Origin of the sequence: Candidatus Pelagibacter sp. (genome assembly GCF_052049935.1) — a bacterium.
GTDB lineage: Bacteria > Pseudomonadota > Alphaproteobacteria > Pelagibacterales > Pelagibacteraceae > Pelagibacter.
Genome location: NZ_JBNGZA010000006.1, coordinates 16719 through 32384 on the forward strand (window position 1 = coordinate 16719; position 15666 = coordinate 32384).

The 15666-nt window shown below is 29.7% G+C and carries 16 protein-coding genes; 12 read left to right on the forward strand and 4 right to left on the reverse strand.

All coding sequences use genetic code 11. The features are described 5' to 3' along the window. Positions 1 to 40: 40 nt before the first annotated feature. From ACTT90_RS03850 to ACTT90_RS03860, 3 genes are read left to right on the forward strand one after another with little or no spacing between them, the layout of a single operon-like run. The gene (locus tag ACTT90_RS03850) at positions 41 to 361 is read left to right on the forward strand and encodes a 2Fe-2S iron-sulfur cluster-binding protein (RefSeq protein WP_440937521.1); all 321 of its coding nucleotides are present in this window, start codon (positions 41 to 43) and stop codon (positions 359 to 361) included. Further along, positions 361 to 1377: an NAD(P)/FAD-dependent oxidoreductase gene (locus ACTT90_RS03855; RefSeq protein ID WP_440937522.1), complete on the forward strand. Its 1017-nt coding sequence runs from the start codon at positions 361 to 363 to the stop codon at positions 1375 to 1377. Before ACTT90_RS03850 ends, ACTT90_RS03855 begins: the two co-directional genes overlap by 1 nt. After that, positions 1374 to 2000, forward strand: coding sequence for a glutathione S-transferase family protein (locus ACTT90_RS03860; RefSeq protein ID WP_440937523.1), 627 nt, complete (start codon positions 1374 to 1376; stop codon positions 1998 to 2000). The genes ACTT90_RS03855 and ACTT90_RS03860 overlap by 4 nt, the downstream gene beginning before the upstream one ends. A 2-nt stretch (positions 2001 to 2002) precedes the next feature. On the opposite strand, the gene ACTT90_RS03865 is transcribed toward ACTT90_RS03860, so the two are convergent. Then, positions 2003 to 2554, reverse strand: a complete 552-nt coding sequence (locus ACTT90_RS03865) for a TraR/DksA family transcriptional regulator (RefSeq protein ID WP_440937524.1) — start codon at positions 2552 to 2554, stop codon at positions 2003 to 2005. 82 nt (positions 2555 to 2636) lie between these two features. On the opposite strand from ACTT90_RS03865, the gene ACTT90_RS03870 reads away from it, so the two are divergent. The 3 genes from ACTT90_RS03870 to ACTT90_RS03880 are packed head-to-tail and all read left to right on the forward strand — an operon-like array spanning position 2637 to position 5729. Then, positions 2637 to 4025 carry a glycosyltransferase family 39 protein gene (locus ACTT90_RS03870; protein ID WP_440937525.1) on the forward strand — a complete coding sequence of 463 codons (1389 nt, stop codon included), beginning with the start codon at positions 2637 to 2639 and terminating at the stop codon, positions 4023 to 4025. Then, the gene (locus ACTT90_RS03875; protein WP_440937526.1) at positions 4026 to 4895 is read left to right on the forward strand and encodes a glycosyltransferase; all 870 of its coding nucleotides are present in this window, start codon (positions 4026 to 4028) and stop codon (positions 4893 to 4895) included. Positions 4896 to 4901: 6 nt separating this feature from the next. Beyond that, positions 4902 to 5729: a heparin lyase I family protein gene (locus ACTT90_RS03880; protein ID WP_440937527.1), complete on the forward strand. Its 828-nt coding sequence runs from the start codon at positions 4902 to 4904 to the stop codon at positions 5727 to 5729. Positions 5730 to 5733: 4 nt separating this feature from the next. Here the strand turns inward: ACTT90_RS03880 and ACTT90_RS03885 are convergent, their stop codons facing one another. Then, positions 5734 to 7011 (reverse strand): Y-family DNA polymerase, encoded by a 1278-nt coding sequence (locus ACTT90_RS03885; RefSeq protein WP_440937528.1) that lies wholly within the window; start codon positions 7009 to 7011, stop codon positions 5734 to 5736. Then, positions 6989 to 7384 (reverse strand): LexA family protein, encoded by a 396-nt coding sequence (locus ACTT90_RS03890; RefSeq protein ID WP_014952829.1) that lies wholly within the window; start codon positions 7382 to 7384, stop codon positions 6989 to 6991. Before ACTT90_RS03890 ends, ACTT90_RS03885 begins: the two co-directional genes overlap by 23 nt. Before the next feature lie 172 nt (positions 7385 to 7556). On the opposite strand from ACTT90_RS03890, the gene ACTT90_RS03895 reads away from it, so the two are divergent. From ACTT90_RS03895 to alaS, 6 genes are all read left to right on the forward strand, one after another. Next, positions 7557 to 7754, forward strand: coding sequence for a hypothetical protein (locus tag ACTT90_RS03895; protein WP_440937529.1), 198 nt, complete (start codon positions 7557 to 7559; stop codon positions 7752 to 7754). Positions 7755 to 7764: 10 nt separating this feature from the next. Next, a complete protein-coding gene (locus tag ACTT90_RS03900) occupies positions 7765 to 8130 on the forward strand; it encodes a GFA family protein (RefSeq protein WP_440937530.1) in 366 nt (121 codons plus the stop codon). A gap of 3 nt (positions 8131 to 8133) precedes the next feature. Beyond that, positions 8134 to 9063, forward strand: a complete 930-nt coding sequence (locus tag ACTT90_RS03905) for a uridine kinase (RefSeq protein WP_440937531.1) — start codon at positions 8134 to 8136, stop codon at positions 9061 to 9063. Beyond that, the gene (locus ACTT90_RS03910) at positions 9060 to 10355 is read left to right on the forward strand and encodes a TolC family protein (RefSeq protein WP_440937532.1); all 1296 of its coding nucleotides are present in this window, start codon (positions 9060 to 9062) and stop codon (positions 10353 to 10355) included. Before ACTT90_RS03905 ends, ACTT90_RS03910 begins: the two co-directional genes overlap by 4 nt. Before the next feature lie 107 nt (positions 10356 to 10462). After that, on the forward strand, positions 10463 to 11620 hold the full coding sequence (gene recA, locus ACTT90_RS03915; RefSeq protein WP_440937533.1) for a recombinase RecA: 1158 nt from the start codon (positions 10463 to 10465) through the stop codon (positions 11618 to 11620). A gap of 101 nt (positions 11621 to 11721) precedes the next feature. Beyond that, a complete protein-coding gene (gene alaS / locus ACTT90_RS03920) occupies positions 11722 to 14388 on the forward strand; it encodes an alanine--tRNA ligase (RefSeq protein WP_440937534.1) in 2667 nt (888 codons plus the stop codon). Here the strand turns inward: alaS and ACTT90_RS03925 are convergent. Then, positions 14380 to 15594 carry an NADP-dependent isocitrate dehydrogenase gene (locus tag ACTT90_RS03925; protein WP_440937535.1) on the reverse strand — a complete coding sequence of 405 codons (1215 nt, stop codon included), beginning with the start codon at positions 15592 to 15594 and terminating at the stop codon, positions 14380 to 14382. The two genes, alaS and ACTT90_RS03925, sit on opposite strands and share 9 nt — an antisense overlap. Between the last annotated feature and the right edge of the window lie 72 nt (positions 15595 to 15666).

Consider the following 15666-nt stretch of genomic DNA (forward strand, 5'->3'; position numbering starts at 1 on the left):
ACATACTTGCCCTATTTTTTTTACATACTATATATAACTCATGACTAAGATAAATTACATCACACACGATAATCAAACTCATTCAATAGATATTCAAAATGGACTCACAGTGATGGAAGGCGCTGTTCAAAATGATATTCCAGGAATTGATGCTGACTGTGGTGGTGGCATGGCATGTGCAACTTGTCATGTTTATGTAAATGAGGAATGGTTAGAAAAACTTCCTGCAAAAGAGGATGGTGAGGAAGACATGCTTGATATGGCTTTTGAACCAAAACAAAACAGTAGATTAAGTTGCCAGTTAATTGTGTCAGATGAGCTAGAAGGTTTAACTGTTAGCATACCTTCAAAACAGGGATAATGATCAAAACAGATGTACTAATTATTGGAGCTGGACCAACAGGTTTATTTTGTGCTCATCAATTGGGTTTAATTGGATTGAAATGTGAAATAGTTGATAACCTTGATAAAGTTGGTGGCCAATGCATAGAACTTTATCCAGATAAACCAATTTACGATATTCCTGCAGTTCCTGAATGCACCGGCGAAGAGTTAACAAATAATTTAATTAAACAGATTAAACCTTTTAAAGTTCAATTCCATTTAAACGATAGAGTTGAAGAAGTTAAAAAAAATGGAAACATATGGAATGTAAAAACAAATAATCAAAAAGAATTTGAGGTATCTTCAATTGTGATTGCTGGTGGTGTTGGTTCGTTTGAACCAAGAAAGTTTCCTACAAAAGATATAGAGAAATTTGAGGGTAATAATTTATTTTATTCAGTAAAAGATAAATCAAAGTTTAAAGGAAAAAATGTTTCAATATTTGGTGGCGGGGACTCAGCTTTAGATTGGGCAATGGAACTTTCAAAAGAATGTAATATTAATTTAATTCATAGAAGAGATGGTTTTAGTGGCGCTGAAGCAAGTGTTCAAAAAGTAAAGGATCTTGCAGGCATTGGAAAAATAAACCTTTTTACTAAATATCAATTAGATTCAATACAAGGTAATGGATCAATAGATAGTATAAAAATAAAACATGATGATGGTGAAATAAAAGAATTAAAATCTGACTATGTGCTTGGTTTTTTTGGATTAATAATGCAATTAGGTCCAATTCTAGAATGGGAATTAAATATTAATAAAAAAACAATAGAAGTTAACACTGAAAATTTTGAAACCAATAAAGAAGGTATCTTTGCTATTGGAGATATATGTTCTTATCCAGGTAAACTAAAACTTATTCTATCAGGTTTTCATGAAGGTGCTCTTGCTGCAAGGGGATGTTTTAAATATGCAAGACCAGATGAAAAATTAAGGTTTGAATTCACAACCACATCTAAAACTGCTCAAGAAAGACTTGGTGTTAAAAAGTGATTGAGCTTCTAACAGCCAACACTCCTAACGGAAAAAAAATAAGTATTATGTTAGAAGAGATTGGTTATGACTACAAAGTCACCTTTATAGATATAAGCAGTGATGATCAATTTAAACCTAAATTTAAAAAGATAAGTCCATTTAGCAAAATACCTGTAATTAAAGATGTCAAAAATAATCAAACTATTTTTGAGTCTGGTGCAATATTGATTTATTTAGGTGAACAAAGTGGAAAGTTTTATAACGAAAAAGATAAAACAGAAATTAATCAGTGGTTAATGGCTCAAATGGGTTATGTTGGTCCCATGTTAGGGCAGCATCATCAATTCCATCATTATAATCCAGGGAAGAGTGAGTTTGGTGAACAGCGTTATTTCAAAATATCCAAAAGAATTTATGAAGAGCTTGATTCAAGATTGAAACTATCAAAGTTTTTAGCTGGTGAAGATTATACTATTGCGGATATTGCAACCTTTCCATGGATTGCTAGACATGAGTGGCATGATATTGGTCTTAAAAATTATAAGAACTTATCGAGATGGTACTCTGAGATAGCTTCAAGACCAGCGGTAATTAAAGGTTTTGATTTAATGAAAAGTGGTGAAGAAGTTCCTAAAGTTTAGACTTAGTCGTCTGCGTGAACTTTTTCTTCTTTTTCGTGTTTCTCTTGAGCAGCAATCGTGTATTTTGCTACAGGTCTGGCCATAAGTCTTTTAAGGCCAATTGGATCAGCTGTATCTAGACAGAAACCATAAGTTCCATCTTTAATTCTCATTAAAGCTTTATCAATTTCTGAAATTAATTTGATTTGTCTATTAATTGCTTTCATTTCCACATTTTTATCTAGATATGAATTTGCTTGATCCACAATATCAGCAGATATGCTGTTATCATCCATGCTTCCATTATAAAGAGCTTGATTATTTGCTTTAACTAATTCTTTTCTCCATTCTGTTAATCTCATTCTAAAAAATACCAAATGCTTTTCACACATATATTTTTCAGTATCTTTTGGCTCATAAGTTTTTGAGATTTTTACTGGTCCTTTTGGTGCAACTATTTTTTTAGCTGCAGCCTTAGGTTTTGTAGAAACTTTTGGTTTAGCAGAAACTTTAGTTTTTGGTTTTGCTTTAGTTTTTGTAACTTTTTTCTTTTTTGTTTTAGTTGCTTTAGGCATTCTGTAAATTTTGAATTGTGGGAGTATATTCAGCAGATTATTAGTGTCAAGAAAGACTAATTATTGTAAAAAATATAGATTAATGAATAGATATTACAAAAATATAGATAAATTATTTTACATTTTTTTATTATTCCATTTGGCTGTATGGACATTAGTACCATCTCTTACTAATCAAAATTTACCTCTAGATACAATTGAAGCTTTGGCTTGGAGTAGTAATTTAGATTGGGGCTTTAACAAACACCCACCAATGAGCGCTTTTTTTCCTGAGATATTTTATAGAATATTTGGACCTAATGATTGGGCTTTTTATTTTTTAAGTCAATTATTTGTAATAATTGCATTTTATTTTGTTTATAAATTTTCAATAGAAATCTTTAAGAATAAACCTTTAAGTTTTTTGTCAGTTATAGTTTTAGAGTCAATTTACTTTTATAATTTTACAACCCCAGAATTTAATGTAAATGTTTGCCAATTACCTTTCTGGTCACTTGTAGTTTATTATTCTTGGAAGATTTATAATGATAAAATAATTACTTTTAGAGATTGTGTATTAATCGGCTTATTCGCTGCTTTAGGTTTTTTATCTAAATATTTGTTTGTATATTTACTATTATCAATAAGTTTATTTTTCATATTTATTATTTTTTCAAAAAAAGAAAAAAAATTTGATTTTAAATATATTATTGTTTTAGAAGTTTTCTTAATTTTATTAGTGCCTCATTTTATATGGTTGAGCGAAAACAATTATATTACTCTTACATATGGATTGGCCAGAACTGGTTTTGAAGAAAAAGAATTAATTGATCATATCAAATATCCATTGTCTTTTATTGGAAAACAAATTGGAATATTAATTCCGTTTTTTTTATTAATTTTTACTTTAACTTCAAAAGTAAAATTTAAGATTGATAAAAAGAATAAGAAGTTAATCTTTTTAATTTTTATATCTGTATTACCGATATTTTTTATGTTTTTAACCTCACTTATTTCAGGTTCAAAGATAAGAACAATGTGGATGACTCCTTTTTATTTATTTTTTGGAGTTCTATTTATTGAGATCTATAAAAGACATATCAATTTAAAAAAATTAAATAAATTTTTTATAATATTTTTTATACTCTTGTTTTTATCTCCATCTTTGTATGGATATATTTCAATAACTAAAGATAACAAAAGAACAGATTATCCTGGGAAAGAAATTGCTGAATTAGTTGAGAGAAGATGGTCTAAAAATTTTTCAAATGAAATTAAATATGTGATAGGTGATGAATGGATTGCAGGTAATTTATCATATCACATGAGTTCAAGACCAATTTGGTTTCAGGACATAAAAGGAAAAGCGGACCAGCTAGACCCATCTGGTGGAATTGTTTATACTGGTAATGCGGATATCTTAAAGCAAGTTTGTCCAGGTGATTTTGGCAAAATTAAAAAACAAGGTTTTTGTATGATTGGTTCAAAATAAATGAAAATTAAGATTTTAATTCCTGTTTATAATGATTGGCAATCTGTGAGTAAGCTAATTAGTGAAATTGATGATTTAGCTAAAAATATAAATCATGAAATTTCAATCATAGTAGTAAATGATGCATCTACACACGATCGTGACCCCAACAATAATGAGCTTAATAATTTAATTTCAGTAAAAATCTTAAATATGAAAACTAACCAAGGTCATGCAAGGTGTATTGCAACAGGATTAAAATATATTTTAGAGAAAGATGAATTTGATTATATAATACCAATGGATGGTGATGGTGAAGATAGACCAGAAGAAATTAATGATTTTCTAAATAAAATTGAAAATAAAGATACAATTCCAATAATTGGTGAAAGAACTAAAAGATCTGAAAGTTTGTTGTTTAAGACTTGTTATCAAATACATAAATTAATTACATTAGTTTTCACTGGACAATCAATTAAATTTGGTAATTTCACTTGTTTACCAAAAACAATGGTTGAAAAAATGGTTAATGAAAAAGCTACATGGAATAGCTTTTCAGGATCTTTAAGAAAATTAGAAAAAAATTTGATTTCAATTCCATCAATTAGAGGTACTAGATATTTTGGACCTTCTAAGATGAACTTTTCTAGTTTAGTAAAGCACTCTCTTTCAATTATTAGTGTATTTAGAAAAGCAGTTTTGATACGTTCAGCTTTGTTTATAATTATTTATATTTTACTCATCAAAAATCATGCCTCTATAATTACTTTGATACCATTCTTATTCTTATTGTATTTAGTCTATTCAGTTTCAAATTTAGCTTTGAGAGAAAATATGGATGAATTCAATAATTCTTTAAAAAATATAAAAGATATTACAAATCTAAAATAACTTACAATGAATAAAAAAATTATTTTTAAAATTTTAAGTTTTCTAATTATTTTTATCACATCTTTTTCTCAACAGTTGATTGCTAAAGAAATCACAAATATTCAATGGAAGAAAAGTGTGGCTAAAGGAAAAAACCTTTCTAACTTTAGAGAAACTGTCACTTCCCCAGCCTTGGGCAAAAAAGCATGGAAAATAACTTTATTACCGAAAGATTGTGGAAGAGATAATGATGGAAACTATTCTGACTGTAAAAATAATGGAAAAGATGCTGTTGTGGGGCATGGAGGAGGAGATAGAGCTAGAAGCGAATATTCTTCACCTAAAAAATTTACTGGCGAGAAATGGATTTCAGTAAGTATTTATTTACCCAAAGATTTTAAATCAGTTGAACCCGTAAGCACTTCTCTCTTTCAAATATATGAGTGGGGAAACACTAATCAGCAAAGACATCCAAGAATGATGTTAAGAGTAAAAAATGGAAATTTAGAACCAAGATATTTTGCTGTAAATGGAATGGACTCACCTGGATGGGTAAAGAAGGATCTTAAAATTGATGATATGAGGGAAAAATGGACTACAATTATATTTCACGCAAATATGACTAAGGACCCACTTAAAGGTTTTGTTAAAATGTATGTGAATGGTGAACTCTATAACGATTATGAGGGAAGAACTGGTTTTGGAGGAAAATTTTTTAATAAATTTGGCATTTATCACAGTTGGATTAGTAGATGGACAGAAGTTTATGGAGAGTATCCAACCCAAGTTGTTTATTATGACAACCTGTTTAGGACTCATAGTAAAAAAAAATTACTTAAATTAATTCAAAATTAATTATCTAAGCCCTGATTGTTGGTAAACAATAAAAATCAGCAGTATCTATTTTAGAAGAATAATTTCTTCTCATATTCCATTTTTTATGAACTCCTGCACTTGCAAGGCTTAGTGTAGATCTTCCATATCTATGATTAGTACTATCAATAGATCTCATTAGACTATTTATCTTTTCATCTTTTTCTGAAGAGAATAAATTTTTTCTTCCATCATCTTCTCTAAGTCCTGTTAACATTACACCTGCCTTTTGATATCGATAACCATTCCTGAATATACTTTCAAGTATTGCAACTGCTGTTTTAACAGTTTCAATACTGTTGTTAGTTGCAATCGGAAAATCAATTGTTTTTGAGTTTGAGTAATAACCATAATCTCTTTGAAACGGACTTGTTCTAACAAATACTGTAATTGCTTTTGCAACTAAAGACTCTGATCTTATTTTTTCAGATGCATTTAAACAGTAATTAGAAACAGCTTCTTTTAATTCTTGAAAAGTTTCTATTCTTTTCCCGAATGATCTTGATACAACACAACTTTTTCTTTTTGTTTGTGTTGTTTCTAAATTAACACAAGGAATGCCCCTAAGTTCCATTGCAGTCCTTGAACTTAAAACATTAGAGCATTTTTTAATCCAAGTGTTAGATTTATTTTTAAGTTGCTTAGCATTATAAATTCCATTTTTTTGATAAAATTTTGTAAGCTGTCTACCAACACCCCAAACATCATTAATTTCTATTTTTTCTAATATTGGATCCAAGTTTTCAATACCAATTAAACTTGTAACTCCAGATTGTTTTTTCTTTGCAATATGATTTGCAATTTTGCTTAAAGTTTTTGTCTTAGCAATTCCAATACTAGTTGGTATGCCTGTCCATTGTAGAACAGTTTCTCTAATTTCTTTTCCAACTCTTTCTACATCTTCATCAGAAAAATTTGATAAATCCATAAAAGCTTCATCAATTGAATAAACTTCTATTTGTGAATTAAATCTTTTTAGAGTTCTCATCACTCTTCTAGATAAATCACCATACAAAGAATAATTTGATGAAAAAACTTGAACATCATTTTTAATGATAATATTTTTTGCTTTAAAATAAGGCTCACCCATTTTAATACCTAAAGCTTTTGCTTCATTTGATCTTGAAATAATACAGCCATCATTATTTGATAAAACAACAACTGGTTTTTTTCTTATCTTAGGGTTGAATAATCTTTCACAAGAAACATAAAAAGAATTACAATCAACTAATGCTATCTTTTTAGTATGTTGAATGGATGACATAAGTTACAACCCCCCAAATAAAAATATCTTGTTCTTCATTAATTAAAATTCTGTCAGAAAACTCTTTTGATCCTGAAGTTAAAAATTTTTTATCTTTTTCTTGAACTAAAGTTTTAACAACTAGCTCATCATGAACATTTGCAATAACAGTTGAAAAATTTTTTGGTTTTAAACTTTTATCTACAACTAATAGATCGCCATCGTTGATACCAACATCCACCATTGATTTTCCTTGAACCCTGATAATAAAAGTGGCGGGAACGTTTTTTATTAGATGCATATTAAGATCAATATCTTCTTCGATGTAATCAGTTGCAGGAGAGGGAAATCCAGCGCCTGCTTTATGTAAGTAATATGGAATAGTTAATTTCATGTTCTTGTTTTGTTCTCTTTTATAGACTATTTATTCAATACACTCAATAGGTTGTATTTTGAGTCCGTAATTGAATCAAAAGTGAATCAAAACGTGAACATCCAAAACAACATTTAGTGGACATGTGGATAACTTTTACAATAAGTAGTCAGTTAGAAACCAAAGGAAAACTATGATTTGTATAAAAGCAGATATTCCAAGAGAGCTAAATGAAATAGATGATGAATTAAAAGCAATTTATCATAGCAAAGATACTGTTTGTTTTTTTATATTAAAAACAAGAGAGTTAAGAAATAAATTTATAGAAGAAACAAAAAGAATGAATAAAAGTGAGAGAGAAAAAATTTACGAACAATACAATAACCAATAGGAATTAATTTATGAAAAAATTAACATGTCACTGTGGAGCAGTTGAAGCAGAAATAAATATAACTGGAGATTTAGAGAAAGTTGTTAAGTGTAACTGTTCTATTTGCAAAAGAAAAGGTGCAGTGATGTCTATGGTTAAAAATGAAGATTTTAAAATTACAAAGGGTGAAGACAAATTAAAACTTTATCAATTCCACAGTAAAATCGCTAAACATTACTTTTGTTCTGTTTGTGGAATTTATACACATCATAATCCTAGAAGTAATCCAGCAATGACTGGTTTTAATGTTGGTTGCGTAGATGAAATAGACACTTTTAAGATGAATGATATAGCAGTTTTAGATGGAAATAATCATCCGCTAGATCAAAAAAAATAATCTATGAAAATTACTGATGAGTGTTTTGGTAAGGTAAAAAAAGATTGTTTTAAATTTATTAAAGCACAAGAAACATCAACTGAAAAATTTAAGGGTAAAGAAAAGATGTTAAAGTCTTTTTTAATACCTTTATGTGATTGGATTGCAAAAAAAGCAGATAAAAAAAAACCATATTTTGTGGGATTAGCAGGAGGTCAAGGAACAGGCAAAACAACAATCAGTTCTCTAATTTCAATTATATTAAAGAAATATTTTAAAAAAAATGTATTTAGAGTTTCAATTGATGACTTCTATAAAACAAGAAAAGATAGATCAAAACTATCAAAATCTATTCATTCAATGTTAATGACAAGAGGTGTGCCTGGCACACATGATTTAAAACTTATGCAAACCTTTTTTAAAAACGTAAAACAAAAGAGTTTTAAGTCTATTAAAGTTCCAAAATTTGATAAATCTATTGATGATCGTTTTCCAAAAAAAAATTGGTATAATTTAAATAAAAAACCTGACATTATAATTTTTGAAGGTTGGTGTGTTGGAGCTAGATCAGAGACAAATAAAACTTTAAAAAAATCAATCAATTCTCTTGAAAAGACTAAAGATGCAAACTTAATTTGGAGAAAATATGTTAATCAGCAACTTAAAACTAAATATAGAAAATTATATTCCCAATTAAATTGTTTAGTTTATTTAAAAGCAAAAGATTTTTTATTATTACAAAAATGGAGATTAAAACAAGAACACAAGTTATGGTTAACAACAAAAAATAAATCTAATAATAAAATAATGAGCAAAGGTGATGTAATAAATTTTATGCAAACTTATCAAAGGATAACTGAAAACATGTTTAAGAACGCTCCAAAATATGCTTCAATTATAATGAATTTAAATAGTAACCATATTATCAATACTGCAGTATATAAAGACAAATGAAAAAAATTTTAACATTTACTATTGCGTTATTATTCTTTTGCGGAAATGTTTATGCAGAAAGCTTTACATCTGCACTAAAAAAAGCATATAAAAATAATTCTGAATTAAATGCAGAAAGAGAAAATATAAATGTCTCTGAGGAAGAGTTAAAAGTATCAAGAAGTGATTACCTACCATCTGTAACGCTAAGTGGAAGTAAAAGTCAGCAAGAAACAAATAAACTTACAAACCAATCTGGTGGAAATGCAACAATTAATGATGTGGATCCAACTACTAAATCATTAACAGTAACACAAACTCTAATTGATTTTGGTAGAGGTGCTGAATATGAAAAGAAAACCATTGGTATAGATCTTGCAAAAGCAAAACTTTTGAAAAAAGAGCAAGATATTCTCTTTAAATCTGTTGAAGCATATACTGGATTGATTGTAGCAAATGAAAAACTAAACATTAATAGAGACAATGTTAATTTATTAGAAAGACAAGTTGAGTCAGATCAAATTAAACTTGAAAGGGGACAATCTACACTTTCAGATGTTGCTCAATCTGAATCTTCATTAGCAGGCGCTCAAGCTAAGTTAATACAAGCTGAAAATGATTTATTAACTAGTAAGTTAAATTATGAGAATGTAATTGGCCCATTATCTGACTCAAAATCATTAGAAAAAAAATCGATTTTTGATGTAAATCTTCCAATTGATCTAAATTCAGCAATCAATAAATCTAAAATTAATAATCCGGATCTAATTATAGCTCAGTTAGAATACGAGCAGTCAAAAAAAGATACTTTTTCAGCAAAATCAGACTTAGCACCTTCAGCAACCTTATCTTTGGACAGAACTTATATTGAAGATTTAAGCTCTACTTATGATGAAAGAGAGAGAGACACTGTTACAGCTACAGTCACATGGCCATTTTTTTCAGGAGGAAAAAATCTTGCTTCAATTAGAAAAAATCAAAGTTTAGAGTTTAGAAAAAAATTATTATTAGATGATATGATAAAAAAAAATGAAACTTCAGTTTCAAGTGCATGGTCCTCATATCAGTCTAACAAAAGTTTATTAAATTCTGTTCAATCACAAGTACGAGCTGCTGAAATAGCTAATGAGGGAATTGTTGCAGAATATAACAGTGGTTCTGGAAGAACGACTTTAGATGTTATTCAATCCAACGCTCTTCTCTTAAATGCCCAAATTTCTTTAGCTGATTCTGAAAGAAATTATATCCTTTCCCAATTCAATTTACTTAAGAGTATTGGTTTATTGAATAGTGATTACTTAAAAATCAAATAATTTGGGCTTTTTTGGATAATAGAACATTCTCTATTGCTAATGAGAACAAAATGTGTACATTTAAATCATGATTCGACTGTTAAAAAACGTAAAAAAAGAGGCAAAAAATGACTAAAAGTAATTTAAAGGTAGTGAAATCTACTAAAGATCAAGAAATGGATTTAAAAGAAAAAAATAAGGCGTTAGACGCTGCTATCAGTCAAATAACTGATAATTTTGGTAAAGGCTCAGTAATGAAGCTTGGAGAGAAAAGAGCTATGGATGTTGAGTCTGTATCTACAGGTTCTCTAAGTTTAGACTTAGCTCTAGGAATAGGTGGTTTACCAAAGGGAAGAATTATTGAAGTATATGGACCTGAATCATCAGGAAAAACAACTTTAGCATTACAAGTTGTTGCTGAAGCTCAAAAATCAGGTGGAATTTGTGCATTCGTTGATGCAGAACATGCTTTAGACCCAGTTTACGCTAAAAAATTAGGTGTAAATACTGAAGAATTATTAATTTCTCAGCCAGATACTGGTGAGCAAGCTTTAGAAATCGCTGATACACTAGTAAAATCAGGCTCAATTTCAGTTATAGTTATTGACTCTGTTGCAGCTTTAACTCCTAAAGCTGAGATCGAAGGTGAGATGGGAGATCACCATGTTGGTCTTCAATCAAGATTAATGAGTCAGGCTTTAAGAAAATTAACTGGTTCAATTTCAAACACAAATACAATGATGATTTTCATTAACCAAATCAGAATGAAAATTGGAGTTATGTTTGGAAGCCCAGAAACTACATCAGGTGGTAACGCTCTTAAGTTTTATTCATCTGTAAGAATGGATATTAGAAGAATTGGTGCTATCAAAGACAAAGATGAAATTATTGGCAATACAACAAGAGTAAAAGTTGTTAAAAACAAAGTTGCACCACCATTCAAAGTTGTTGAATTTGATCTTATGTACGGAAGAGGAATTAGCAAAATGGGTGAGCTAGTAGACTTAGGTGCTAAGGCAGATATTATTGAAAAATCAGGTGCTTGGTATGCATATAAAGGTGAGAAAATTGGACAAGGAAGAGAAAATGCTAAAACTTTCTTAGCACAAAATCCTAAAATTGCTGCTGAGGTAGAACTGGCTATTAGAGAAAAAGCTGGTGTGATTTCTAAAAAAATTGAAGGAAATCCATTAGATCCTGAAAAAGTAGAAAAAGAGAAAAAAGGTACTACTGCTAAAGAGACAAAAGAAATAGCAGCAGAACCAGCATCTACTAAAAAAAATTAATTTATAGGTCATCTTTAAATTATAAAGGCGCTTAGAAATAAGCGCCTTTTTCCCATTTTAACCAATCTAGACATAAAATAAAAAAGCTGTATTTTAAAAATATGGCTAATAAAACACTAAATCAGATTAGAACAACATTCTTGGAATATTTCGAGAAGAATGATCATAGAATAGTTGAGTCTAGTAATTTAGTACCCAATAATGATCCAACACTGATGTTTGCAAACTCAGGAATGGTTCAATTCAAGAATGTTTTTACTGGCTTAGAGAAAAGAGATTATAAAAGAGCAACAACCTCACAAAAATGTGTAAGAGCGGGTGGTAAACATAACGATTTAGAAAATGTTGGTTACACACCTAGGCACCACACATTTTTTGAAATGTTAGGCAACTTTTCATTTGGAGATTATTTTAAAGAACAAGCTATTCATTATGCATGGAATTTAATTACTAAAGATTTTGGAATTGATAAGAATAGACTTTATGTAACTGTTTTTCATGAAGATAATGAAGCATTTAATTTTTGGAAAAAAATTGCAGGCTTTAGTGATGATAGAATAATCAGAATTACAACATCAGATAATTTTTGGTCGATGGGTGATACTGGTCCATGTGGTCCTTGTTCTGAAATATTTTATGATCATGGTGATCATTTAAATGGTGGTCTACCAGGAACACCAGATGAAGATGGAGATAGGTTTATAGAAATTTGGAACTTGGTTTTCATGCAATACGAACAGATTTCAAAAGATAAAAGAATTAATTTACCAAAGCCTTCAGTTGATACTGGAATGGGACTTGAAAGAATTGCAGCCCTTCTTCAAGGAACGCATGACAATTATGAAACGGATCACTTTAAAAAATTGATAGCAGCAACAGAAAATGAAGTTAACAAAAAATCTAGTAAAGAAAATCTTTCTAGTTTTAGGGTTATAGCTGATCATTTAAGAGCAAGTTCATTTTTAGTAGCTGAAGGAGTACTACCTTCAAATGAAGGAAGAGGATATGTTCTTAGAAGAATAATGAGAAGAGGAATGAGACACTCTCATATGCTGGGATCTAAACAAGCTGTTTTCTCAAAATTGTTTGAAACTTTATTACAAGAAATGTCTGGAAATTATCCCGAATTGAAAAGAGCAGAGTCTTTAATAAAAGAAACACTTAAAATGGAAGAAGAGAAGTTTTTAGTTTTACTCGACAGAGGTATCAAGATACTTAATGAGGAAATTTCAAAAATTGACAAGGTCTTACCAGGTGATGTGGCTTTTAAATTATATGAAACCTATGGTTTTCCAATTGACTTAACTGAAGATATTTTAAAATCCAAATCACTTAAATTTGACAAAGAGAGATTTGGTGAACTGATGCGAGAAAGTATTGCTCTTGCAAGAAAAAATTGGAAAGGATCTGGTGATAGTGCTGTTGAACAAGTTTGGTATGGAATTAAGGAAAAACATGGTGCAACTGAATTTATAGGATATGAAAATGATCAAGCACAAGGTGTTGTTAAAAGTTTATTAAAGAGTTCAAAAGAAGTTACTGTTTTAAGTGAAGGCGATGAAGGTATGATTATTGTTAATCAAACACCTTTTTATGGAGAGTCAGGTGGACAAGTTGGTGACACTGGTATGATTTCTAACGAGAACTTTAGATTTGAAGTAACTGATGTTCAAAAAAAACTAGGAGACTTATTTGTACATTATGGCAAAGTTTTATCTGGTTCTGTTAAAGTAGATGAGAATATTGAGATGAATATTGATATTGAGAGAAGAAATAATACTAGAGCTTATCACTCTGCAACACACTTATTACATGAATCTCTTAGAAGAGTTTTAGGCGAGCATGTAACTCAAAAAGGTTCTTTAGTAGAACCCGATAGATTAAGGTTTGATTTTAGTCACATGAAACCAATAAGCTCTGAGGAAATTACAAAAATAGAAACATTTGTTAATGAAATGGTTCAAAATAAATCAGAAGTGAAGACAAGAATTATGTCACCGAAAGAAGCAGTAGACGAAGGAGCTTTAGCACTCTTTGGTGAAAAATATGGTGATGAAGTTAGAGTTTTATCAATGGGAGATGAAAAGAATAAATATTTTTCTACAGAATTGTGTGGAGGAACACATGTTCGTAATACAGGAGATATTGGTAAATTCAAGATTATTAGCCAATCATCAATAGCAGCAGGCGTAAGAAGAGTTGAGGCTTTAAGAGATAAACAATTAGAAAATTATTTAAAAAACCAAGAAAAATTATCTAATGAATCATCTGAAAAAAATGAAAAGATAATTAAAGAACTCTCAGAACAGATTATAAAACTTGGTGGCAAGCCAAATATTGATCAAGATGATCAAAAAATTTTAATTAAGAATTTAAACAAACAATTAGAAACACTCTCTAATAAATCAATTTTAACTGATACAAGTAAAAATGTAATTAAAGATGAAACAATTAATGGAGTGAAGGTTAGGTTTCAAAAGATTGAAGATTTACCTCCAAAAGAATTAAGAAAGTTAGCTGACGATGGTAAAAAAGATCTTAAAGATGGAATTGTGTTAGTATTTGCAGTTAAAGATGGAAAGGTTGGTGTTGCAGTTGGTGTAACAGAGTCGTTAACTTCAAAATATGATGCAGTTGCTTTTGTAAAAGCATGCTCAGAGATTATTGATGGAAAAGGTGGTGGTGGTAGAAAAGATTTTGCTCAAGCTGGTGGACAAGATCCAAATAAAATAGATGAAGCTTTTGAGAAAATTAAAAATTTAATTTAGTTTTTTCTTTAAACCAGAATCAATTGCATCTAAGAACTGATTAGTTGTAAGATATTTGCTTGAAGGACCAATTAATATTGCAAGGTCTTTAGTCATTTCTCCATTTTCAACACACTCAACACAAACCTCTTCCAAACTATTGGCAAATTTTATTAACTCATCATTATTATCTAATTTTCCTCTATGAGCCAAACCTCTAGTCCAGGCAAAAATTGATGCTATAGGATTTGTAGAAGTTTCTTTACCTTGTTGATGCATTCTGTAATGTCTTGTTACTGTTCCATGAGCTGCTTCAGCTTCCATAACTTTACCATCTGGTGTTAATAAAGTACTAGTCATTAATCCTAAAGATCCATAACCTTGTGCCATAGTATCTGATTGCACGTCACCATCATAGTTTTTACATGCCCAAATATATTTTCCACTCCACTTCATTGCACAAGCAACCATGTCATCAATTAATCTATGTTCATAGGTTAATTTGTATTTTTCAAACTCTGATTTAAACTCATTATCAAATACTTCTTGGAATATGTCTTTAAATCTTCCGTCATATCTTTTTAAAATCGTGTTTTTAGTAGACATGTAAACTGGCCACTTTTTAATTAGTCCATAGCTAAAACATGATCTCGCAAAGTCTTCGATTGATTTATCTAAATTATACATTGAAAGGGCAACACCTGGACCTGTAAAGTTGAATACCTCATACTTTAATTCTTGTGACCCATCCTCAGATGTCCATTTAACTTCCATTTTGCCTTTACCTGGAACTTTAAAATCAGTGGCACGATATTGATCTCCGAATGCATGTCTTCCGATAATTACTGGATCAGTCCAAGAGGGAACAAGTTTTGGAATATTTTTACAAATTATTGGTTCTCTAAATACTGTTCCACCAATTATATTTCTTATAGTTCCATTTGGAGATCTCCACATTTTTTTTAAGGCAAATTCTTCAACTCTAGCTTCATCAGGAGTAATTGTTGCACATTTAATTCCTACTCCAATTTTTTTAATTGCATTAGCTGAGTCTATTGTAATTTGATCATCCGTATGATCTCTACTTTTCATACCTAAATCATAGTATTCAATCCCTAAATCTAGATATGGAAGTATCAGCTTGTTTTTAATAAATTCCCAGATAATTCTGGTCATTTCATCGCCGTCTAGCTCTACAACTGGATTTTTTACTTTGATTTTGCTCATTAATTTTTAATCTTATCAATTGAATTTCACGGTTTTATATACATATTAATCAAAAATTATCAATTAGAAGAA

Excerpts from the sequence above, each read along its gene's own strand:
- ACTT90_RS03850 (WP_440937521.1), top strand. The coding sequence starts at position 41 with ATGACTAAGATAAATTACATCACACACGATAATCAAACTCATTCAATA.
- ACTT90_RS03855 (WP_440937522.1), top strand. The coding sequence starts at position 361 with ATGATCAAAACAGATGTACTAATTATTGGAGCTGGACCAACAGGTTTA.
- ACTT90_RS03865 (WP_440937524.1), bottom strand. The coding sequence starts at position 2,554 with ATGCCTAAAGCAACTAAAACAAAAAAGAAAAAAGTTACAAAAACTAAA.
- ACTT90_RS03870 (WP_440937525.1), top strand. The coding sequence starts at position 2,637 with ATGAATAGATATTACAAAAATATAGATAAATTATTTTACATTTTTTTA.
- ACTT90_RS03875 (WP_440937526.1), top strand. The coding sequence starts at position 4,026 with ATGAAAATTAAGATTTTAATTCCTGTTTATAATGATTGGCAATCTGTG.
- ACTT90_RS03880 (WP_440937527.1), top strand. The coding sequence starts at position 4,902 with ATGAATAAAAAAATTATTTTTAAAATTTTAAGTTTTCTAATTATTTTT.
- ACTT90_RS03885 (WP_440937528.1), bottom strand. The coding sequence starts at position 7,011 with ATGTCATCCATTCAACATACTAAAAAGATAGCATTAGTTGATTGTAAT.
- ACTT90_RS03890 (WP_014952829.1), bottom strand. The coding sequence starts at position 7,384 with ATGAAATTAACTATTCCATATTACTTACATAAAGCAGGCGCTGGATTT.
- ACTT90_RS03895 (WP_440937529.1), top strand. The coding sequence starts at position 7,557 with ATGATTTGTATAAAAGCAGATATTCCAAGAGAGCTAAATGAAATAGAT.
- ACTT90_RS03900 (WP_440937530.1), top strand. The coding sequence starts at position 7,765 with ATGAAAAAATTAACATGTCACTGTGGAGCAGTTGAAGCAGAAATAAAT.
- ACTT90_RS03905 (WP_440937531.1), top strand. The coding sequence starts at position 8,134 with ATGAAAATTACTGATGAGTGTTTTGGTAAGGTAAAAAAAGATTGTTTT.
- ACTT90_RS03910 (WP_440937532.1), top strand. The coding sequence starts at position 9,060 with ATGAAAAAAATTTTAACATTTACTATTGCGTTATTATTCTTTTGCGGA.
- recA (WP_440937533.1), top strand. The coding sequence starts at position 10,463 with ATGACTAAAAGTAATTTAAAGGTAGTGAAATCTACTAAAGATCAAGAA.
- alaS (WP_440937534.1), top strand. The coding sequence starts at position 11,722 with ATGGCTAATAAAACACTAAATCAGATTAGAACAACATTCTTGGAATAT.
- ACTT90_RS03925 (WP_440937535.1), bottom strand. The coding sequence starts at position 15,594 with ATGAGCAAAATCAAAGTAAAAAATCCAGTTGTAGAGCTAGACGGCGAT.